18 protein-coding genes and 1 pseudogene are annotated in these 21606 nt (G+C 36.1%); 9 read left to right on the top strand and 10 right to left on the bottom strand.

Annotated elements, in window-relative coordinates:
* Positions 1-628 precede the first annotated feature (628 nt).
* From AOG54_RS01125 to AOG54_RS01115, 3 genes are all read right to left on the bottom strand, one after another.
* A complete protein-coding gene (locus tag AOG54_RS01125; protein WP_054964154.1) occupies positions 629-943 on the bottom strand; it encodes a type II toxin-antitoxin system VapC family toxin in 315 nt (104 codons plus the stop codon).
* 342 nt (positions 944-1285) lie between these two features.
* Positions 1286-2701: an APC family permease gene (locus AOG54_RS01120; protein WP_054964155.1), complete on the bottom strand. Its 1416-nt coding sequence runs from the start codon at positions 2699-2701 to the stop codon at positions 1286-1288.
* Positions 2702-2849: 148 nt separating this feature from the next.
* Positions 2850-3368, bottom strand: coding sequence for a gamma carbonic anhydrase family protein (locus AOG54_RS01115; RefSeq protein ID WP_054964156.1), 519 nt, complete (start codon positions 3366-3368; stop codon positions 2850-2852).
* A gap of 228 nt (positions 3369-3596) precedes the next feature.
* On the opposite strand from AOG54_RS01115, the gene AOG54_RS01110 reads away from it, so the two are divergent.
* Positions 3597-4991, top strand: a complete 1395-nt coding sequence (locus tag AOG54_RS01110; RefSeq protein WP_054963757.1) for an MFS transporter — start codon at positions 3597-3599, stop codon at positions 4989-4991.
* Here the strand turns inward: AOG54_RS01110 and AOG54_RS01105 are convergent.
* Positions 4985-5653, bottom strand: a complete 669-nt coding sequence (locus AOG54_RS01105; RefSeq protein WP_054963756.1) for an HAD family hydrolase — start codon at positions 5651-5653, stop codon at positions 4985-4987. The two genes, AOG54_RS01110 and AOG54_RS01105, sit on opposite strands and share 7 nt — an antisense overlap.
* Positions 5654-6093: 440 nt before the next feature.
* On the opposite strand from AOG54_RS01105, the gene ppsA reads away from it, so the two are divergent.
* The gene (gene ppsA / locus AOG54_RS01100) at positions 6094-8457 is read left to right on the top strand and encodes a phosphoenolpyruvate synthase (protein ID WP_054964111.1); all 2364 of its coding nucleotides are present in this window, start codon (positions 6094-6096) and stop codon (positions 8455-8457) included.
* Here the strand turns inward: ppsA and AOG54_RS01095 are convergent.
* Positions 8452-9237, bottom strand: a complete 786-nt coding sequence (locus AOG54_RS01095) for a hypothetical protein (RefSeq protein ID WP_054964110.1) — start codon at positions 9235-9237, stop codon at positions 8452-8454. The genes ppsA and AOG54_RS01095 overlap by 6 nt on opposite strands.
* Before the next feature lie 254 nt (positions 9238-9491).
* Positions 9492-9911 (bottom strand): annotated as a pseudogene (locus AOG54_RS01090) (transposase); the annotation flags it as partial.
* 88 nt (positions 9912-9999) lie between these two features.
* On the opposite strand from AOG54_RS01090, the gene AOG54_RS01085 reads away from it, so the two are divergent.
* Both AOG54_RS01085 and AOG54_RS09640 read left to right on the top strand, forming a co-directional pair.
* Complete coding sequence (locus AOG54_RS01085) at positions 10000-10269, top strand: transposase (RefSeq protein ID WP_054964107.1); 270 nt, start codon at positions 10000-10002, stop codon at positions 10267-10269.
* Positions 10270-10279: 10 nt separating this feature from the next.
* Positions 10280-10456 carry a hypothetical protein gene (locus tag AOG54_RS09640; RefSeq protein WP_156150295.1) on the top strand — a complete coding sequence of 59 codons (177 nt, stop codon included), beginning with the start codon at positions 10280-10282 and terminating at the stop codon, positions 10454-10456.
* A 5-nt stretch (positions 10457-10461) separates the two neighbouring features.
* On the opposite strand, the gene AOG54_RS01080 is transcribed toward AOG54_RS09640, so the two are convergent.
* Together AOG54_RS01080 and AOG54_RS01075 are read right to left on the bottom strand one after the other, a co-directional pair.
* A complete protein-coding gene (locus AOG54_RS01080) occupies positions 10462-11064 on the bottom strand; it encodes a TenA family protein (protein WP_055032284.1) in 603 nt (200 codons plus the stop codon).
* 356 nt (positions 11065-11420) lie between these two features.
* A complete protein-coding gene (locus tag AOG54_RS01075) occupies positions 11421-11939 on the bottom strand; it encodes a hypothetical protein (protein WP_048101387.1) in 519 nt (172 codons plus the stop codon).
* A gap of 73 nt (positions 11940-12012) precedes the next feature.
* Between AOG54_RS01075 and AOG54_RS01070 the strand changes: the two genes are divergently transcribed.
* The 5 genes from AOG54_RS01070 (at position 12013) to AOG54_RS01050 (ending at position 19241) form a co-directional block, all read left to right on the top strand.
* Entirely contained in the window at positions 12013-13068 is a 1056-nt protein-coding gene (locus AOG54_RS01070; RefSeq protein WP_055032285.1) for a Y-family DNA polymerase, read from the top strand.
* Positions 13069-13154: 86 nt separating this feature from the next.
* Complete coding sequence (locus tag AOG54_RS01065; protein ID WP_084795448.1) at positions 13155-13661, top strand: DUF309 domain-containing protein; 507 nt, start codon at positions 13155-13157, stop codon at positions 13659-13661.
* A gap of 99 nt (positions 13662-13760) precedes the next feature.
* Positions 13761-15833: an FMN-binding glutamate synthase family protein gene (locus AOG54_RS01060; protein ID WP_054964157.1), complete on the top strand. Its 2073-nt coding sequence runs from the start codon at positions 13761-13763 to the stop codon at positions 15831-15833.
* Complete coding sequence (locus tag AOG54_RS01055; protein ID WP_048101390.1) at positions 15830-17725, top strand: class II glutamine amidotransferase; 1896 nt, start codon at positions 15830-15832, stop codon at positions 17723-17725. The genes AOG54_RS01060 and AOG54_RS01055 overlap by 4 nt, the downstream gene beginning before the upstream one ends.
* Before the next feature lie 130 nt (positions 17726-17855).
* Positions 17856-19241, top strand: a complete 1386-nt coding sequence (locus AOG54_RS01050; RefSeq protein WP_082180442.1) for an ammonium transporter — start codon at positions 17856-17858, stop codon at positions 19239-19241.
* An 11-nt stretch (positions 19242-19252) separates the two neighbouring features.
* Here the strand turns inward: AOG54_RS01050 and AOG54_RS01045 are convergent, their stop codons facing one another.
* Positions 19253-19495: a hypothetical protein gene (locus AOG54_RS01045; protein WP_048101392.1), complete on the bottom strand. Its 243-nt coding sequence runs from the start codon at positions 19493-19495 to the stop codon at positions 19253-19255.
* 324 nt (positions 19496-19819) lie between these two features.
* Positions 19820-21478, bottom strand: coding sequence for a dihydroxy-acid dehydratase (gene ilvD / locus AOG54_RS01040; RefSeq protein WP_055032282.1), 1659 nt, complete (start codon positions 21476-21478; stop codon positions 19820-19822).
* Positions 21479-21606: the final 128 nt, after the last annotated feature.

Raw genomic sequence — 21606 nt, 5'->3', positions numbered from 1 at the left:
AGCCTTCCAAGCTTTCGACCCGGGTTCAAATCCCGGCACCTGCATAAATATAAAAAAACCTGGAAGATATCAGGAAATTTTAGGTTGTGTGCCATATTTTGTGTAAATATAAATCCCCCCTGTTAATAATGAAATGATCATTAAATAACAGGGAGAAATACCTCTTTTGAAAGCAGGAGGTAATAAAATATGGAATATGACAATATAAACATATCGTATGTGGAGGACATAATAGAAAAGACAGTCAAAGAGAAACTAAAAATAATATAATAAATAAAAATTTAAGAATAGAGGAATTCAAAAAATAAATTTAAAACAAAGGCAAATAAAATATATCCATAGGCAAAAATTAATTTTAGGAAAGAATTTAAAAAATTCATGGATAATATTTATGATAAAATATAAGGTATACAATTTATAATATTCAATAATAAGGCTTACAATATTGATTATTGATTTAATAGATACAAATAAAAAATTTAATGGCATTTAAAATATACGATCCAGCAGTATAATTATTCAACGCTCATTAAATAACTATCTGAACTATTGTAGTTAAGACTCAACAAAATTTGGATATAAAATAATGAAAGGTGTAATTTGTTTTGAATGAATCTAAATGAATAACCTAATGCATTTTAAAATCTATTATGCTTTTTCTTTTTAATTCCTTTATTTTATCGAAATCGGAGTCTTCAGATATAATGATGTTTGCCTTTTGTGTTATTGCAGTTGCTGCATGAATTGAATCTCTTGGACTGGTTTTATACAGTTTCATGATAACCATTGAAAGTGCCAGCAAATCCTGATTTATATCAACTAAATTCAGTCCAGGCATATTCAAAAAAGCTTCACCGGCAGATATCGCATCTTCAAAATTTCTATTCTTTTTTATTATCCAGATGATCTCATCAAAGGTTAATTTGTTACCAAGATAATGCATTATGGTTATATAGATCAAATAATCATAAAAATAGCCATCATAGACATATTAACTATTAAAATCTGTATAATAATTCAATGAGTTACACTGGTTCTTAATAACTGGATGGCAACATATGCGTATCCAGATATCAATGGAAAATATGATATTTTAGTATTATAAAAAATACATAAATACAATGCTTCTCTGGAATAAAGAGATTATCTTGTAAGGTAATAAGGTCTTTAAACATAAATACAAGAAATGATGTTGAGGGTATATTTTTATAATAATTTTAAATTAAAGGAGGCATGTAAATGAGGTTAATAATTATGCAGCATGCTATTTTTAAAAATATATTTTTTAATCAACATTTACTGTTGCAATTTCCTCCACATTTCTTGATTTTATTAATGCGTATATTATTCCGAGTATAATCCATACACCTGCAGCTATTGCATATATTGAATAGGGATAAGATGGAAGCGGTACAAATGAATAATATATTGCCAGTATTAGAAATGCAGACCCTATTACCGGTATTATTATGTGCTGAAGAATCTTCATTTTTATTTTATTGGCCCTAACGTATCTTATGAGTGCGAAATTATTGATCATATGTGTTAGTATTAGCATTAATCCTATCATTATGAAAGGATAGACACCGCCGTTAAACGGCCCGAAGATGAGACCATTTATAAGTGCAAAGAAGAACCCAAATACTGTGATTAAAATTATTATTCTATGAGGTGTTTTATATTTTGGATGCGTTACGGCAAAATACCTTTTTGGAAATATTATATTATCCCTTGCCATGCCATAGGATGTTCTTGACAGTGAGTTATTAATCGCCAGACCAAACATGAAATAGCTATTATATATTATGACCGCAAAGGCTATTTCTGCTATTATGCCAAGATATTTTTTATACACTATTAAACCGGGGTCAGGTGATGTTGCAAATGTGCCCATATTTGACACGCCCCAGCCAACAGTAAGGGCATATGTAACAAGTATAACAGAAAGATCGATTATCATGACGAGCACCAGAGCCATTGGTATGTTTCTCTTTGGCTCCTTTGTTTCCTCTGCTATTGCCACCACCGATCCTGATCCCGCAAGGGTGGTAAATCCTATTATAAATGCAAGGAATACAGGCTGTAGCTTGCCGCCAACAGGTGCCAGTGTAAAAACTGAGGCTGTGTTTGATGGCCCTGCAAGGAAAATTATTATAATGCTGGTTATGACTAGAAATAGCACCTCGATTAATCCGGCTATCCATGCATAGTTCAATGATGGCTTTATTCCAAGGTATTCTATTATAAATACAAAGAACATAAATGGAAGTATAAAAACTATCCAGAGATATGGTATGGATGAAATCTGCGGTGTCAGAAGATATATCAATGATGATGAACCCAGAAACGCAAAGGCAGGATATGCAAGCATTTCATTGCCAAGGAATAGCCAGCCCGTAAAAATGCCCCATCTTTTTCCAAGGCCGTTTGCGGCAAAGCCATAATATCCCGCGGCACTTGAGATGTATTTTGAAAACTGGTAATTGGTGTTCACCAGAAGAAAGTAACCGGCCCATGCGAGTAAAATGACCAGGGGCGTTGCACCAAGTGCTATTGCGGCCGTTCCTGTAATAAGCAGGGCGATATCAGCTGCAGGGGCAACGTGTGACTGCGACTGAAATACGGCATGGATTAAGCCCACGGCATTTCTCTTCAGTCCATAATTTTTAACAGGTTCAACATCCTTATTATCATCAACCATAAATAGAAATATTAGATAGGTGTTACTTAATCATTTCTATCATAACATAAATATATTATCAATAATTTACGAGAATTAGAATTTTTATTTCATCTTTCTAAAATTATGGATAAAATATTTAAGTAAAAGGTATTTATTTGATCTCAAATTACATTTTATTCAGGTTGTTTTTATACCTCTCCGTGAACGTATTGTAATTTTTCTTATAGTCCGTCCATAACCTCTTGTAATCCTCGGATACCCTGCCTATAACCCTTGCCGGAATACCAACAGCTATGGATTCGTCCGGTATTTTATCCTTGTTTTTAACAACAGCACCCTCGCCAACAGCAGCCCATGTGCCCACCTCTGCAAAATCAGAGACAGTAGAATTCATGCCTATTACAGCATAATCTCTTATTGTACCAGTATGTATAACCGATAAATGGCCAATGGTTACATGCTTTCCTATGTATGTTTTCTCACCAGGCCTTGCGTGAATCACACAGTTGTCCTCTACTGCAGAGTAATCATCTATCTCTATTGTGCCATAATCGCCCCTTAAAACAGCTCCCGGGCCAATCCATACATGATTGCCTATTATAACATTGCCTATGATTGTGGCATTTTCAAAAACATATGCGGTATCACTTATCTTTGGTATTCTTCCCTCAAACCCATAAATCATAATGCCTTAACTGTGCTGAATATATAAACATAGCGCATTTTTAAATGTATGCATTATAAAATTTATAACCTTTTTTAATCCAGTATTTACAGTGTACATAAATTATTATTATTTATTATTACAGCAATTTTTTTTAATATTAATTTTCATTTACCATAAATATATATATTTCCCATAGTAATGTAATAATCTATAAATTTATATATAGAAAAAACGATATAAACATTTATGGAAAAAAATGGTAATGAAATTGAAACAGATTTACTTCCGAGGCTTGACCGGCTTCCATGGAGTTCGTGGCACTGGAAGGTATGGTTCATACTTGCCGGTGGAATGTTCCTTGAGGGGCTTGTACTCTCAATAGGCGGTTCAACTCTGTCAACAGTCGAAAAATTATTTTCCCTAACATCCAGTGAGGCCGTGGCACTCACACCAATATTCCTTGTGGGTGAGATGCTTGGCGGAATCCTTCTTGGGGCCATGGCCGATATACGTGGAAGAAAGCAGTTATTTATAATTACCATGGCAATAATAGCATTTGGATCACTGCTATCAGCAGCATCAGTGGATTATATAATGCTGGCAGCATCAAGGGCCATTGCCGGCTTTGGTATAGGTGGTGAGCTTGGATCGGCAATTACAGCGCTTGAGGAGTTTTCACCGTCGAAAAACAGGGGTTTTTCAGTTGGAACAGGAAACGGTGTCATGTTTGATTTCGGTACATTTATTGCAGGATTTGTGTCATTTTTTGCCATTGCATACCTGCCATTGAGCTATGGCTGGAGGATAGCATTTTTAACCGCCGTGGTCCTTGCAGTTTTCATATTCATTGCAAGGCTTGATTTACCGGAATCAATAAGATATTTATTAAGGAAGGGCAAGGTTGACGAGGCGGAGCTTCTGGTTATTGGCATAGAGAAAAAAATAGAGGAGAAGAAGGGTAAATTATCCCCTGCAAATGGAACTGTAAAGGTTCCGGTTGACTATGGAAGACCGCAGGCATCAGAGGGCTTCAGTGTTATATTTAAAAAATACAAAAAGAGGATAGCATTATCATGGATACTTAACTTTACAGAAACATGGCCATATTACGCCGCATTTTCAATTATACCATTAATATTCACAAATATTTATTTCATAAAGTCAAAGGATACTGGATTAATATTAAGCGCGGTGTTGGGTGCCGGCGTTCTCGGCGTCTTTGTCTGGGCATACCTCCTTGATATTATAGGCAGAAGGCCGGTGATAATGCTCACATACATCCTTGCAGGCATAGTTGCAATTATACTTGGCGCCCTTGTGCACAGCATAGACTTCATTGCATTCATTGCAATTCTTTCAATCATGTACTTCTTTACATACGCTGCTGCGGCACTGCTTTATCCGCAGATAGGTGAAATGTTTCCAACAAGGGCAAGGGGTTCCGGTGTTGGAACAGCAATAGGATTCGGCAGGCTTGGTGGAATCATAGGGCCATTTGTCCTTCTGGCGCTCCTGTCGCATGGGCTTTTTTACGTCTTTGTTTCAACCGGAATTGTGCTAATTATCGGTGGAATAGCGGAGGTTATTCTTGGGCCGGAGCTTAAAAAGGAGAGCCTTGAGAAGGCATCAAATGATTACTGATTTTTTAAAAATTCTATTATTTTATTTTTTTCCTCCAGTGAGTTTAATGATAAATCCGCATTTTTAAGTTCATCTATTTTATATATTCCTGTGGCGACAGCAATGGCCCTGGCCCCTGCATCCCTGGCAGCCTTTATGTCCAGCGGCGTATCACCAATTAAATAAACATTCATTAAATCGATTTTAATGCCAAGCCTTTTTAATGCATACGAAACCAGTTCTGATCTTATCATACTGTCACTTCCATAGCCCCCTGTGGAAAAATATTTGGATATTCCGGCCTTTTCAGCACGAAGTTCCGCAACGCCCTGTATGTTTCCTGTTAAAAGCCCAAGTGTGTATCCAAGGTCATAAAATTCTTTCAATGCAGTGTTTACACCATTTAATAATTTATAATCCTCTGGTTTTATATTATTTTTGACATATTCAAGCATTATTTTAAGTGCATCGTTTATATGAACTGATATTTTGGCATCATCAAGCCCTGCCCTTTTCAGCAGTCCGTATAATATGCCGGTATCTGTCATACCGTGCCTTGGAAATGAATAAATATCAGTTTCAACACCGTAAACCTTCCTGCAGGCATAATTAAAGGATTCTGTATGTGTCGGCGATTCCTCCATTAGCGTTCCATCAACATCAAATAAAAGGAGCTTTTTCATGGAGGCTTATTCATAATTATAATATATTGGTTATGTTTAAAATGGAAGAATGATAACCATTGTAATATATTTCATTCATAAAATATGGAATAAAACTACTACAAGGATTATTATTATTTTTATGTCCATAACCTAATGGGGAAATGCTAAATAACCGATGTTTAATTTTTTTAACCTAATTAAAACTTCAAAAATCGATAATAAACATAATAATTATATGTGTTATATTTAAGATTTTTGTTTTATGTATATTAACATAAATACTTGCATAATTTAAATGGAAATCCAATTAAAAAAGGATTTTCCATATAAAATGAAAATTTTTAAATATTAGACATATTTATATTTCTTCGTTTATATAATATTTAATTATCGGCAATAATCGAAATATTTTGAATATAAGCAACATACTTTATATATAATGACAAAATAAATCGATGATGACAGATAAAAAAAGTGCCTTGGTTCTGTGGTTTAATGAGATAGATAAAAATGATGTTGGTATTGTGGGTGGAAAATCCGCAAACCTTGGTGAGATGGCAAGTACCGGAAAGATACCTGTGCCAAATGGTTTTTCAACAACGTCAAAAGCATATAATGATTTTATAAATTATAATAATTTAAAGGATAAGATACAGGGTATTATAGAGTCAACCAATGTCGATGATACTAAATCACTGAACGGTGCCAGCAAGGCCATTAAGGACCTTTTTTTAAAGGCAAAATTCCAGAAGGAATTTGAAAACCAGGTCAGGAAATGCTATTCAAAGCTGATACAATCAGAGGGAAATGTGTTCGTTGCGGTAAGATCATCTGCAACATCAGAGGACCTTCCGGACGCAAGCTTTGCCGGGGAGCAGGAAACATACCTTAATGTAAAGGGTGATGACGAGGTCCTTGAGAAGATAAAGGAATGCTATGCCAGTTTATTTACACCGCGTGCAATATACTACAGGCAGAAGAAGAATTTCTCACACTTCCAGATAGCACTCTCGGCAACAGTCCAGAGGCAGGTCTTCTCTGAGGAATCAGGTGTTATGTTCACACTTGATGTATCCAATGGCGATACATCAAAGATTGTTATAGAATCAAGCTATGGTCTTGGCGAGTATGTTGTTGGCGGCACGGTGACACCTGATACATTTTATGTTGACAAGGCAACAATGAAGATAGAAAAAAGAATGATATCGAATAAAAATAAGATGCTCAAGTGCCTTGAAACGGGTGGAACCGAGGAGCTTGTTGTCAGCTCTGATAAGGCCATGGAGCCATCCCTTAATGATAGGGAAATCCTTGAGCTTGCCTCCTATGGAAAGGAAATAGAGGCACATTACAGCCACGCAATGGATATTGAGTGGGCCAAGGATTCAATTGATCATAAAATTTATATTGTCCAGGCCAGGCCTGAGACCGTATGGAGCAATAAAAAAACAGGTGATAATAAAATGGAGGTTAATGAGGAAAATGTTGAGAATGATGTTATATTGAAGGGTTTGCCAGCATCTCCCGGTAATGTTACCGGAACGGTCAAGGTTCTTTCATCACCGGATGAGATTTCCAAATTTAACAAGGGAGAAATTCTTGTCACTACAATGACAGCACCTGACTGGGTTCCTGTCATGGAAAAGGCCAAGGCAATTATTACAGATGAGGGTGGATTAACATGCCATGCAGCAATAGTTTCAAGGGAGCTTGGGGTTCCATGCATAGTCGGTACATCATCATTTGGAAAGAAGGCCACTGATATTTTGCATGATGGTGACGTTGTCACTGTTGACGCCTCCAATGGCGTCATATACTCTGGTAAATTTGCACAGGAGGAGGAAAAGGAAGAGGAGGAGGTAAAATACCAGGAGCCTGAGATAATAACAGGCACAAAGATCATGGTTAACATGGGAGAGCCATCACTTGCACCAAGAATAGCAAAGCTTCCTGTTGACGGTATAGGCCTCATGAGGGAGGAATTTATATGGACCGAAATAGGAGAGCACCCATTATCATTAATTAAGAACGGCCGTGGCGATTACTTTGTTAACAAACTTTCAGATGCCCTTGTGAAAGTATGCAGGGCGTTTGCACCAAGGCCTGTTGTGCTTAGATTCAGCGATTTCAAATCTGATGAGTACAAGAATTTAAAGGGTGGATCAGAATTTGAGCCGGTAGAGGACAATCCCCTTCTGGGATGGAGGGGCGCATCCAGGTACTACGATGAAAAATACATGGAGGCATTTAAATTAGAATTAAAGGCCGTAAAAAAGGCAAGGGATGAGAACCTGCTTAAAAACCTCTGGGTCATGATACCATTTACAAGAACCGTTGAGGAATTAAAAAAGGTTGTAAAGATAATGGAGGAAAACGGCCTTGAGAGAACCAAGGATTTCAAGCTCTTCCTTATGGCAGAGATTCCAAGCAATATAATACTGGCAGATAAATTCAATGAATATGTGGATGGATACTCCATAGGTTCAAATGATTTAACAATGCTAATGCTCGGTTCTGACAGGAACAACGGCAAGATGAGCTCAATGTTCGATGAGAGAGACCTTGCAATAAAAAGGGCAATTAAATACCTTATTAAAATTGCACACAGGGATGGAAAGATCGTATCAATATGCGGCCAGGCACCATCACAATACGATGAGATCGTCGATTTCCTTGTCAGGGCTGGCATAGATGATATTTCTGTTAATCCAGACACAGTTGTGCATGTGAGAAAACTTGTGGCTGCTGTTGAGAAGAGGGTGCAGGTTGAGGCAGCCCTTGGAGAGGTTTATAAGGATGATGACTGGGATCTTCCCTTATAAAAATATATTTTCCTGTTTTAATTTATAATTTTTCTTTAATATGTATGATGATGTTAATTTTTCAAAATTAATAATAACATAACCTGAATTAAAGAGCCTTTTAAGGATATCCCTGTATTGAAGCTTGATTTCAAGTGCCTTTTTTATGTCATAATTTTTTAATGATATAAAATCTGGAAATATTTTCAGGCCAATGGTTGATCCTAAATTATTTAAATTAAATGAGACAATAAACTGTGATGCATCAATAAAATTTATGTACTGCACATTATCATAGGACCTATCATAATCATCATTAATGTACCATTCGGCAACAAGCCTGTCCGTTGGGAGCCCTGCGTTGATACCGTCATGCATTTCACCGTAAAAATTATCAATATAGGTCCTTGAAAATGCACCAAGTTTGTTAATATTAAAATAGGCGTTGAGGCTCATCATGGGGTCAAAGGTCCATGCAATGAGGTCATATCCATATTCCCTCGCAAGCTCCATCTGCTTTTTCTTGAGCATATAGCCAACACCAGAATACTTTTTGTCCGATATAACACCGGTCATATGTGAATATAAATATGTTTTTCCATGCCTGTAACCGGGATATGAAAAACTGATGCCAACAATCTCTGAATTATCATATGCGGCCAGTACAAAACCTCCATGATATGCCATTGAATGTATTGTATCCTTAAAGCCGTTTAATGCACTGTCAGTGTTCCATGCCGATTTAATGACATCCATAAATGCGGAGATTTCAGAAGGATCCTGAATTTTTTCTATTTCCATATGTTACTGCTGATGTTAAAACCGGATATAACTATTTCCAATAATATATGAATTTATTATATGGAAAAAAATGGTTTTATAAACATTATAGTTACTATGTGTAAATGATAATTTTATTGTTCGCCTACAGGGGCATCAAACATCCCAAAGCCGGAGTAGCAGAGAGAACTATTTATGGGGTCGGAGAAGACTGATTAAATTAAATATGGATGTTAATCTGGCTACCTTAGAGGTTGTGTACCATATTTGTGTATTTATAAATAATACCTCCTATTGAACATCTCCTTAATTTCATCATGGCATTTATAGTATCCGTTCATCTTCCTGAATGCATGCTTAGAATTGAATTCTATTGATTTTAAATAGAATATTTTCATTGCAAAGTCCCCACCAGGGAATGATGATACTGTTTTTATCCTTCTTCTTATTTCCTCATTCATTATTTCTATAATATTTGTTGATTTTAATAAATTCCTTATTCTTGATGGATAATCATAGAATCTTAATAATTCACCTAACTTTATTTCAGTATTATATATTATATTAGGATACTTATTCTCCCATTTATTCTTAAACTCATTGAATTTACCTATGGCCTCTTCCTTATTATTGCACCTAAACATTTTATTTGCATCATCCATTATTTCTATATCCTTTTCCTTTACCTTTGATTTTGGTTATGGATAGTTTAAAGTTAAACACATCTAAAGAGCTCTATATAAAGACGGATTTATATAAATATACAAAGGTGGGTAATGTAAAATGCCTGGAAGAATATGGGCTGGTGAGGAGAAATTCAATATTATAATGGAATTATTCCAGAATCCAAATATTACAATAGCAGAAATATCCAAGAACCATGGAATAGCAGTATCACTATTTTATAAATGGAGGGAACAGTTTTTAGAAGGAGGCAAAAAGGGATTGGAAGGAAAGGATCCTGATAAGTCTTTAATGAAGGAGAATGAGAATCTTAACTCAATAATAGGTGAAATGACCATAGCAAATGAAATATTAAAAAAAATTATATGAGGAGGAAAAGATGAGTTCGGTGAATGAGATGAATAATAATGGAATTGAAGTAAAAAAAGCATGCTATTATTCTGGAATTAACAGGATAACATACTATTACAGGAGGAAGCATGAAAACAATGAAGATAGGAGATATATAACAAGGATTGATAATAATTTTTATAAAAATCAAATTTTGCAATCATAAGAATTTTAATTTTTTAAAAACTGGCAAAAAAATTTTATTTCAAGTTCAACAGTATTTTTGAATACATTGATAATTTTATCATTTATATTTTCATTATTTATTATATCAATCATGAAATTAACAAATATTCTTAAATCTTCGGAATGCAGCTTTTCCCAGGTATTTATATAATCATTTTGAGAATTCTTATTTGAAAATGTTTCAAGGTAAATCCATTCACCTGCAAGGAGCATTGATAATATTAATACAAAATCGTTGGAATTTATTACTTCATCCATGAAATTTATGTATTCTTTTGTGCATGTTGATAACTCAATATTTTTAGAATTTATGTTATTTTTAACAAAAAAATCAGTAAAAAATTTTATCTCATCATTCTCAACAATGTGTTTGAACCGTCTGAATTTTTCAGCATAATTATCATTTGATATATCAATCAATTTATTTAAAACTTTTATATCCTCAAGTACAAAAAAATAATCCTGAATAAAATATTTTTTTAGCAAATTTTCCGGGCAGTGGTTTTCAATAAGAAGTCTTGCAAATTGAGTGTTAACCGCCTCTTTAAATCTGGAATTTCCTATTAATTCCATTGAATTATCTGGCATAATTTAGTATGCATTATGTTATTATTAATCTAATTATTTGTTTTTCCATAACTTATTCTATTTAAGCCCGCAGAAATATTAATAATATAAAAAATTTTAAATCCATGAATTCTGAAAACAGTCTAAAATCAAACCAGATCGGATCGTGGCATGATATATACCGGCGTTTCACGTACAGTACTTGTTGCCTAGGGCAGTAAACCATGATTTTTGCTTTAAATGGAATTATTTTTTTATTATTCATTTATAAATAAATTTATGGTCAGAACAAGCCGAATAATATTAAAATTTGTAAATTTTATTTTGTTTATCCTTCAAGCTATCGTTATATATACAAAAATATTTTAATAAAATCATTAAAAAAAATGAATGTATTTATTTTTAACATCAATAAAGCTGTCAAAACTCCCATATCTTTCATTTATTTTATCCATAACTTCATTATTAATATTGCTAAAATGCGTTAGTGGCATAATATTATAATTAAATTCGTTAAAAACATAAACAGATATGTTAATTGGTTTAATATTATCAAAAAAATAAACATAGGACCTCTTCATGTTATGCCTTATGGGCCAACCATAAATATCTGGTACCTCAGGTATATACTGCTTTGCTATTATTTTTCCATAGAATACAAGATCCTTTTTTCTATAAAATATAATTTTGTCGTTAATGTTTATCATGTTATAATAATCTATTAATGTCCTTCTTAACCCGCAGCCATAAAATTTTTCCTTTAATCCTAAAATTTTTTTATTCTCTGGCGTTAGATATTTTTCAATGTCCTTATATAATATGCCGTTATTTATCATTTCGAGCAGTTTTTTATATGATTCCTCCTCGCTCTTTGGCGCAATAAACACACTTGACATTTGATGATAATAACCATATAAGAATTAAAATTTATTCAAAATGTTAAAATATGAATTAAATATTTATTTTATAATGCCTCAGTTTATAATTTTCATTGACTTTGATTACTTCTTTGCACAGGTAGAGGAGATATTAAATCCAGAAATCAGGGAAAAGCCCGTTGTTGTCTGCGTTTATTCCGGAAGAACTGAAACAAGCGGGGCGGTTGCAACATCAAATTACCTTGCAAGGAAGATCGGCATAAAATCGGGAATGCCACTTCCACAGGCAATGAAAATAGGAAAGGACAGGGCCGTTTTCCTGCCCATAAGAAAGGATATTTACAAGGAATGGTCTGACCATATCATGGATATAATTTCCGAATACTCTGATAAAATTGAAATTGCCAGCATTGATGAGGCGTATATTGATGTAACAGATTCATGTAAAGATTTTAATGATGCTGTTAACACAGCACAAAAGATTAAGGATGAGATATACAATAAAACGGGTGTAAGGGTATCTGTTGGTGTTTCAGTTAACAAGGCAATAGCAAAGGTTCTTGGTGACATGGCAAAACCCAATGGTATAAAGTCTGTTGGGCCATCAGAGATTCAGGATTTTCTAAAGGGCCTCGAGATTAGCAAAATACCTGGTGTTGGCAAAGTAATAGGGCAGAGGCTAAATGATGCTGGTATTAAATATATCACAGATGTAATCAATGCAGATAGGGATCAACTTATCAACATAATTGGAACTGCCAAATATAATTATCTTTATGATATAGCAAATAATACATACAATAAACCTGTAACACCAAGGGAGAAGAAAAATTTTGGTAGGTACATGACATTGCCTGAGAATACAAGGGATGTGAATATCATCATACCATATGTAAAAAAGGCAATTGATTCAGCATATGAAAAGGCACCAGGCCTGCCATCTGAGTTAAGCCTTGTTGCCATTATGGAGGATATTTCAATACTATCAAGGTCATATACAGGTGCAAGAATAGATAAAAACCGCGCACTTGAAATAGCAATAGGTCTATTAAACAGGATCATCAACGAGGATCAGAGAAATATAAGAAGGGTCGGCGTCAGGCTTGGGAAAATAACAAAAAATGAAACACTGGATGATTTTTTTTAATAATTAGAAATTTATTAGAATAAACACAATTTATATCCTGAAAATGTGGTAATAAAAATATTTAGATATTTTAAACGTCTTATGCCATGTTGTTAATATATGTTTATAACATAATGCTTAAAAATGATATGCGTGATGATTTATTAAAATCATTCAAATTGCTTGATAAAAATATTTATGATCTTAGAATAGGGAAAAATCATGTTGAAATTGCATCATATGATTATATTAACAGGGTTGTGGCAGACCTCTTTTCAAGGAGTTATAAGGTAATTAATGTCGATAATTTTAGTAATAACAAAAATTTTTATGATGGATTGGAACTGATGAATAATGGCATGTACTGGCTTGCCCATGAGGTTCTTGAAAATATATGGAGAGATTCATATGGAATTGAAAAGGAAACCTTAAGATTCCTGATATTAATATGCGCCGCAAATGTGCATAACCAGCGTGGGCATCAGGAAACTGCAAAAAATGTAGTATCAAGGGCATTGAAAATTAAAACATTAAATGAATATAATGGCCTGAATATATCATTGCTGAGGCAGAGATTAATTAATAATGGATGGATAAATATTGATAACCTTTAGCCTATTTTATTATTGAGATTAATATTTTTTTAATTTACTTCATAATTGCACAATTCGACAAAAAATATATATAGCTAGACACAATCTATCATATTGCACATGGCCAATATAGTTGATAATTTTATTAATGTACCCAATCAGAAGGAAGCAGATTTTTGGACAGACAGAATAATTGACCACATAAGAGAACTTGCATACACTGGAAAACCCACTGGAATTTTTAATCCTTCAGATAGCGGCAATAGAATACTGGACAAGATATATTTCAAGAATATGCCTCTAGATTTGCGTTCCACACTTGCAGGCACAGAGATAAATTTCAAGGGACTGGAACTTTCTGTTCCGCTTTATTTAGGTGACATGTCCTTTGGTGCCCTAAGTGGAAATCCAAATATAGCAATTGCAAGGGCGGCAGAGATTACAAAAACCTTTGCCGGTACCGGTGAGGGGGGCCTTCTTCCGGAAATACGTGATAATAGGAGAATATATGTCCAGTGGGCTTCCGCCAGATTTGGCGTGGATTATAAAACCATAAATTCTGGTTCAGGGATAGTCATAAAGATCGGTCAGGGTGCCAAGCCCGGCATAGGAGGCCACCTCCCAGCGGGCAAGGTTACCGAAAAAATATCAAGGGCAAGAAGAATACCTGAGAATATAGATGCAATCTCACCGGCGCCCCACCATGATATATACTCCATAGAGGATTTATCACAGAGGATAGAGGCATTAAAAATAGCCACAGGAAAACCTGTATTTGTAAAGGTTGCGGCAACAAATTATATACCATATATAGTTACCGGAATTGCCAGATCAGGTGCCGATGGGGTCATAATAGATGGACAGGGGGCAGGCACAGGCGCAACCCCCGAGGTAATCAGGGATAACCTTGGCATTCCAATTGAGCTTGCCGTTGCATCATCCCATGATGCGCTTGTCAGGGAGAATTTAAGGGATAAATTTAGGATAATAGCCGCAGGCAGGGTTACCGGTGCACTCGATGCGGCAAAGCTGTATGCTCTGGGTGCAGATGTGGTCAGCATGGGCACGGCCATATTAATTTCCATGGGATGCATCATGGTAAGGAAGTGCAACCTTGGGTTCTGCCCCACGGCTCTTACAAATAAAATAGACGGTAAAAGAATTTATGATGTTGATTTCGGCATAAACAATATAGTCAATTTTATAACAGGTTTCAGGCTTGAGCTTGCGGGCATTCTGGACAATCTTGGATTTAATTCCATAAAAGAATTAACAGGCAGGAAGGATTTGCTTGCGGCAAAAAATATATCAAAAGGAGCTGCGGATGTTCTTAAGATTCATGCAGAATCCAATTCAACTATAATGCTTGATGACTTCAAACCAAATAAAAAATACCTCAATGAGATTATTACAAAGGGCGAGGTCCCCATAACAAGCATGGGAAGCACAGCATCACCGGAGGTTGCCAGACCATCAAGGATAATTGATTTTCTCAGGCTTGATGGGGCACAGGTTACAAGGCCGCCCATTGATCCATACAGGGAAAATATAGATACCAGTTTTTATCTGGCGCATGGCAGGATTAAAATTCCAATGCCGGTTATAATTGATGCTTCCTCAGAGCCGGAGGATGTTAGGTCGTCGCTTTACTGGGCATCAATGTTCACAGGTAGCGTTATCGTTGATAAATCGTATAAAAAGGGATTCAAAAAGATGACAATATTAAAAAATGGTAATTTGCTTGTAAAAAATAATATAAGATACGGCCCTGCCGGAGGTCATGGTCTGGATGGCTTCATAATATTCCCTGAAAAATATCAGGAATTGAGGCTATCAGACCTTGACATAAATCTGAAAAACAATGGCACAAGATACAATTTCGATCTTCTTGTTTACCTTAATAATTTGAGAAATACCGGTGACATAATTAAATATCTTGCACTTGGTGCGGATACCATCATACTCAACGGAGGCATTTTCACGGATGCACTTAACAACAATTATTCAAATTTAAATGAAAAAGCATTAAATTTTCTGATTGTCATTAGAAGGGAACTTGCATTAATTGCCGGTGCCATGGGTGTATCAAATTTGCAATATTCTGTCACAGGCAACAGAGAATTAATGAGGGGCGTGAATCTTGATATCGATATAGAGTCAAGAATAAAAGTTGATGAGGCGGGTTCACTATGAATTATTCTCCATCAAGCTGCGGTCTCTTGGGTGTTTTGAGGAAAATTGATTCAAAAAAGATATGCGGAAATAATGTTGCAAATTCCCTTGAGCTAATAAAATACAGGGGAAGCGATAAGGGGTCTGGCTATGCTGCATTTAATCTGGATTCAAACAATTATTATACAATAAAAACATTTTTTAATGGCACCGAGGATGAGATTAAAAAGATATTTGCTGAAAAAGGCATATACCCAGATAATGTAACATTTGAGGATGCAGGCAATACAAAGAGTTACTGCTTTAATGTTTCATTATATAATAATGAGGATGCACTTGATGAAATTAACGATGAACTCTGGATTAATGGCAGTGGCAGGATTTACAGTGCAGGAAAATCACTTAATGTCTTTAAGGGTGTTGGGTTTCCGGCAGATGTTGCCAGGGCGTTCAATATATATGATAAGGAGGCCGATATGTGGCTGGCCCATACAAGGCAGCCAACAAACTCACCCGGAAATTATCCATACTGGTCCCATCCATTCTCATCATTTAATATAGCAATAGTCCATAACGGTGATATAAGCTCATTTGGTGCAAACAGGGAGTTTTTAATATCAAGGGGAATGAGGAGCTTTGTTGGCACTGACAGCGAGGTTATAGCCTTTTTATTCAGGGAGCTTTTAAGGGACTTTGATTTAATAACAGCCGTGAAGATAATGTCAAACAACTGTGATGACCCTGTTATAAAATACAAGTACCGTGGTGCAGTGCTTGATGGGCCATATACATTAATTATCGGATATGATTCCGGCGATGATTTATACATGATATGCCTTACAGATAAGACAAAACTCAGGCCTGTTATTTTGGGTTCAGATGAAAATAATTATTACATTGCCAGCGAGGAGAACCAGATAAGGAATATTAACAAAAATGCCACGGTATGGCCCATGGAGCCCGGTTCATATTTTATTGCATCAATGAAAAAGGGAATAATAAGCCATGGAACGAGACATAAAATAACAGATTATGTTTATTCATATAATGATGCAGATATAGATGCATCATCAGTAAAATACAATGATCTTGATTCGCATATTATGGCGTTAAATAAGCATGATATTATAATTTCAAATGTACTGGGCCACAGATACATAGGCATGAAATTCCCTGCTGGAAATAAACATATAAAATTATATGGAAACCCCGGGAACTGCCTTATGAACCTTAATTATAACCATGATGTTGATGTGTATGGCAACGTTGCTGATGACTGCTGTGATACAATGACTGGCGGAACCATAAGAATTCATGGAAATGCCGGCGATGTTTTTGGACAGGCCTTTCAGAACGGAAAAATATTTGTGCTGGGCAACGTTGGAAACAGATCAGGCCTGCAGATGAGGGCATACATGGATTATAAACCAGTAATGATCATTAATGGTGGATTTGCCGACTATCTTGGTGAGTACATGTCCGGGGGCATTATAATATCATTTGCAAACAACAATGCATATACAGGTAAATATATCGGTTCCGGCATGATAGGCGGGAAAATAATAATAAGGAAAAAAATTAATAAAAAGTATGTTGGACTGCAGCCATCACAAGAATACGTAAGAAGCATGCTCATGGCTCTTAGAAAGGCATCCATAATAGACAATGATTTTTACATTTCAATGAAAAACAAAAACATAATTGACATTTTTGACAAACTCCCTGATGAGGCAAAAAAATACGTTAGGAAGATGATGAGCAAGCATGAAATTCCAAGTTATGAGTACAGAAAGCTTAATCAGGATGAAATTCAGGAGGTTAGAAATTTAATCAATGAGTTTGATTCATCCATGGGAACAAAAAATATAAAATATCTGGATTCAAAATTCACGGTCATAACACCGCGTTATTAAATGACACGGCTTGCATTTTTACCTGTTAATATTTTAATTTTTTGAATTTTTGTTCCTAAAATAAATTTTTTATAATAAAATGACAGAAAAATCATGGTAAATTATATTATGCATTTTAGGTTTATATTATATGCTTAATGGAAGTTTTTTGACGATGTTCCTAACAAATACGTCGTGGTTAAGCAATGGCAATAATGGATGGATGCTTACTGCAGCAACCCTTGTAGGTCTACAGAGCATACCAGGGCTTGCACTTTACTATGCCGGGCTAACAAAAAGAAAATACATGGTCAATGCAATGATGATGGCCCTTTATGCATTTGCTGCCGTTCTGGTAATATGGGTTATTGCAGGCTATAACTTCGGGTTTGGCACATCAAGCATTTTAAAGATAGATGGTTATTACATCCTTGGAATTCCAACGCCGGCAATGAGCGGGGGCTTTATCGGGGGACAGGCCATTGTTGGTCCGCTTAAGCAGGCACTTACGATTCCAAACTCAACTGTAATGTTCTTCCAGTTTGTTTTTGCCGCAATAACACCGGTGCTTCTGATGGGGGGGATACTTGAGAGGATGAACTTCAAGGCATGGATGATATTTGTTCCTGTTTGGTCGCTTCTTGTATACAGCCCTGTTGCCTACTGGCTCTTTGCAGGTGGGTGGCTGAACCAGCTTGGCGCAGTGGATTTTTCCGGTGGCTATGTAATACATGTTGATGCGGGCATAGGCGCACTTGCCGCTGCAATTGCCATAGGGCCCAGAATCAAGGAGGAAATGCACATGAAGGCAAACAACCTTGCCCTTGTCATGCTTGGACTTGGCCTGATATGGCTCGGCTGGGATGGCTTCAATGGTGGTGACCCGTATGGAAGCACAATTGATGCGGGCATTGCAATAATAAACACAAATGTGGCAACGGCCGTGAGCATGATTACATGGATGATGATGGATATGAAGTTCTTTAAAAAGCCGTCATTAATTGGTGCATCCGTGGGCGCCATTGCGGGGCTTGTCGGAATTACTCCTGCTGCAGGATACGTGAATATATACGGTGCCATGGTAATAGGAATAGCAACCGGAATAATACCATGGATATTTTTATATAAAATAGAACCAAAATTCAGGGTTGATGACACCCTTGGTGTGTTCTCCTCACATGCCGTTGCGGGTGTTGTTGGCGGGCTTCTTACAGGTGTTCTGGCCGACCCTGTTGTCACACAGTACGTAGACCCGGGATTGAGGGGCGCAATATACGGTGATTTCTATCAGCTCGGCATACAGGCATTTGCTGCTGTGGTCGTCATAATATATGTATTTGCACTCACCTATGGAATACTAAAGCTTATAGGTGTGTTTATACCATTAAAGGAAAAGGAGGAGAATCTTAAGATAGGAGATATGGCAATACATGGGGAAACTGGATTTGACATGTCATACCCGCCATCAAATGCCGAGATAGAAAGGTTTTCAATGGAGGAAAATGCAAAGAAGGCAGAGGGAAATAAGGGAAACTAATAAAATAAATTTTATAATTTTTTAATCTCATTTAAATAATAAATAAGGTCGTCAAGGTCTCTTAAGATGTGCAGAATATCAATATTAATTGATTCCATCATTGTAAGGGCACCTGAAACATTTTCATCATCCTGATTGTTTAATGTTTTTGTATTCAATTTTTCATATTCTGAATTTACTATAGATTCTATTTTTGACCTGTAATCCTCAAGCGTTTTTTCCATCTGTTCCTCAATTGACTTTATATCTTCCATTTGTGTTTATATATTAAAAATATTTAGTCTTTTGTATTTTTATGGGGATAGACTAAAATAATGCAGCTGGTTTTTCTCAATTTCAATGTTTTTTAATATTTTATAATTTTAAGTCTTCATGAACCACTTTTCATGAAGTTTTTATGCTTATTTACACACATTTTAATTATTTATTGGATTTCAGCAAAACAATTGAATTATCATTAGGTCCTGTTAATTATTTTATATTAAACTTTATTTTTTTTTTGATAATGCAAATAATACCCATAAGATAAAATTATTAAAAATGATTATTGAAAATACTTAAAAAATATTTTGTATGTTTTATTCAAGGTAGGCACCCACAGCAGAGGATGCAACGAGCCTTGAATACTGGTGAAGCAGGCCTGTCTTATACCTTGGCTCCGGTTTTTTCCACTCCTTTTTTCTCCTTTCAAGCTCATCCTCGCTGACAAGGATATTTATTTTTCCGTTTACCCCGTCTATTTCAATCATATCTCCGTCCCTGACAAGTGCTATGGGGCCGCCATCCATGGCCTCTGGTGCCACATGGCCTATCATTATTCCCCTGGTTGCACCGGAAAACCGTCCATCTGTAACAAGGGCAACGGATTCTCCAAGACCTTCACCAACGATTTCTGATGTGACCGATAGCATTTCCCTCATGCCCGGTCCACCCTTTGGCCCTTCATACCTGATTATTACAGTATCACCGGCTTTTATTTTCCTGGCCTTTATTGCCTTAAATGTTTCTTCCTCAGAATCAAATACCCTTGCAGGGCCCTTATGGTACTTAACCTTTGATGCCGATATCTTAAAAACAGAACCATCTGGTGCCAGTGATCCCTTTAGTATCCTTATGCCCCCGGTAGGGTTAAGCGGCTTATCATAATCGTATATAACATTATTTAAATTTGCAACCCTTATATCCTTAAGGTTTTCTGCTATGGTTTTTCCTGTTACAGTGAGCTGTTCCCCATTTAAAATGCCATGCTCCAAAAGTATCTTCATTAATATTGGAACACCGCCGATTTTATCAAGATCTGCCATGACATACTCACCTGATGGCTTCATGTTAACAATTTCAGGTATCTTCCTTGATAATCTGTCGAAGTCATCCAGATCTATTTTAACATTGGCCTCATGGGCTATTGCAAGCAGGTGCAATACAGCATTGGTTGAACCCCCAGATGCCATCAAAACAGAGATTGCATTGTAAAATGACTCCTGAGTTAGTATATCCCTTGGTTTAAGGTCTGTCTCAATTAAATCCATTAATGTGCGGCCGGTTTCATATGCATACTTTTCCTTGGCACTGTCCACTGCAGGCGGCGATGCACTGCCCGGCAATGCAAGTCCAAGAACCTCGGTCATCATTGCCATTGTGTTTGCAGTATAAAGTCCACCGCATGATCCTGCAGTTGGTACGGCCTTATCCTCCATGAGCTTTAACTCTGCAAGCGACATTTTCCCGTTCATGTATGCGCCAACAGCCTCGAAAAGGTCTCCAACAGCAATCTGCTTTCCATTGAAGTATCCGGGAAGTGTGGTTCCGCCGTACATCACTATTGACGGAAGGTTAAGCCTGGCCATTGCCATCATCATCCCTGGACTGGTCTTATCGCAGCCTGAAAGTGCAACAAAGCCGTCATAACTATGGGCATTGACAGTGGATTCAACTGTATTTGCTATTAATTCACGGCTCACCAGTGAGTATTTCATCCCCTCTGTGCCCATTGCAACACCGTCTATTACAACAGGCGTGGTAAAAACCCTTGGTGTTCCGTTTCTATTTCTTATACCCTCCTTCGCATGATTCGCAAGTGACAGGACATGAATATTGCATGGACCTGCCTCATTCCATGCTGCAGCAACACCAACAATATATTTTTCAAGGTCCTGATCTGTAAGCCCCATGGCCTTCATGTAAGACCTGTTGGGTGCCCTTTCGGGACCGCTATAGGTAACATCAGATCGTTTCATTTTTGAATTAAAAGCAATATAGTATATAAGACTTGTTAAGCGGACAATTGCCATTATATAAATTTTTATAAAAATATGTGATTATGTAATGAATTGATAATTGATTATTAAAATTTTAAAAAATTATG

Source organism: Acidiplasma aeolicum (genome assembly GCF_001402945.1).
Taxonomy (GTDB): Archaea; Thermoplasmatota; Thermoplasmata; order Thermoplasmatales; family Thermoplasmataceae; genus Acidiplasma; species Acidiplasma aeolicum.
The sequence above is the reverse complement of the archived record's forward strand: the minus strand, read 5'-3'. Positions and strand labels throughout refer to the sequence as shown.

Bases quoted from the DNA above. Each gene is read 5' to 3' on its own strand.
- AOG54_RS01055 (WP_048101390.1), top strand. From the start codon at position 15,830: ATGAATTATTCTCCATCAAGCTGCGGTCTCTTGGGTGTTTTGAGGAAA.
- AOG54_RS01065 (WP_084795448.1), top strand. From the start codon at position 13,155: ATGTTGTTAATATATGTTTATAACATAATGCTTAAAAATGATATGCGT.
- ppsA (WP_054964111.1), top strand. From the start codon at position 6,094: ATGACAGATAAAAAAAGTGCCTTGGTTCTGTGGTTTAATGAGATAGAT.
- AOG54_RS01060 (WP_054964157.1), top strand. From the start codon at position 13,761: ATGGCCAATATAGTTGATAATTTTATTAATGTACCCAATCAGAAGGAA.
- AOG54_RS01095 (WP_054964110.1), bottom strand. From the start codon at position 9,237: ATGGAAATAGAAAAAATTCAGGATCCTTCTGAAATCTCCGCATTTATG.
- AOG54_RS01070 (WP_055032285.1), top strand. From the start codon at position 12,013: ATGCCTCAGTTTATAATTTTCATTGACTTTGATTACTTCTTTGCACAG.
- AOG54_RS01125 (WP_054964154.1), bottom strand. From the start codon at position 943: ATGCATTATCTTGGTAACAAATTAACCTTTGATGAGATCATCTGGATA.
- ilvD (WP_055032282.1), bottom strand. From the start codon at position 21,478: ATGAAACGATCTGATGTTACCTATAGCGGTCCCGAAAGGGCACCCAAC.
- AOG54_RS01115 (WP_054964156.1), bottom strand. From the start codon at position 3,368: ATGATTTATGGGTTTGAGGGAAGAATACCAAAGATAAGTGATACCGCA.
- AOG54_RS01085 (WP_054964107.1), top strand. From the start codon at position 10,000: ATGCCTGGAAGAATATGGGCTGGTGAGGAGAAATTCAATATTATAATG.
- AOG54_RS09640 (WP_156150295.1), top strand. From the start codon at position 10,280: ATGAGTTCGGTGAATGAGATGAATAATAATGGAATTGAAGTAAAAAAA.
- AOG54_RS01075 (WP_048101387.1), bottom strand. From the start codon at position 11,939: ATGTCAAGTGTGTTTATTGCGCCAAAGAGCGAGGAGGAATCATATAAA.
- AOG54_RS01080 (WP_055032284.1), bottom strand. From the start codon at position 11,064: ATGCCAGATAATTCAATGGAATTAATAGGAAATTCCAGATTTAAAGAG.
- AOG54_RS01045 (WP_048101392.1), bottom strand. From the start codon at position 19,495: ATGGAAGATATAAAGTCAATTGAGGAACAGATGGAAAAAACGCTTGAG.
- AOG54_RS01120 (WP_054964155.1), bottom strand. From the start codon at position 2,701: ATGGTTGATGATAATAAGGATGTTGAACCTGTTAAAAATTATGGACTG.
- AOG54_RS01110 (WP_054963757.1), top strand. From the start codon at position 3,597: ATGGAAAAAAATGGTAATGAAATTGAAACAGATTTACTTCCGAGGCTT.
- AOG54_RS01050 (WP_082180442.1), top strand. From the start codon at position 17,856: ATGCTTAATGGAAGTTTTTTGACGATGTTCCTAACAAATACGTCGTGG.
- AOG54_RS01105 (WP_054963756.1), bottom strand. From the start codon at position 5,653: ATGAAAAAGCTCCTTTTATTTGATGTTGATGGAACGCTAATGGAGGAA.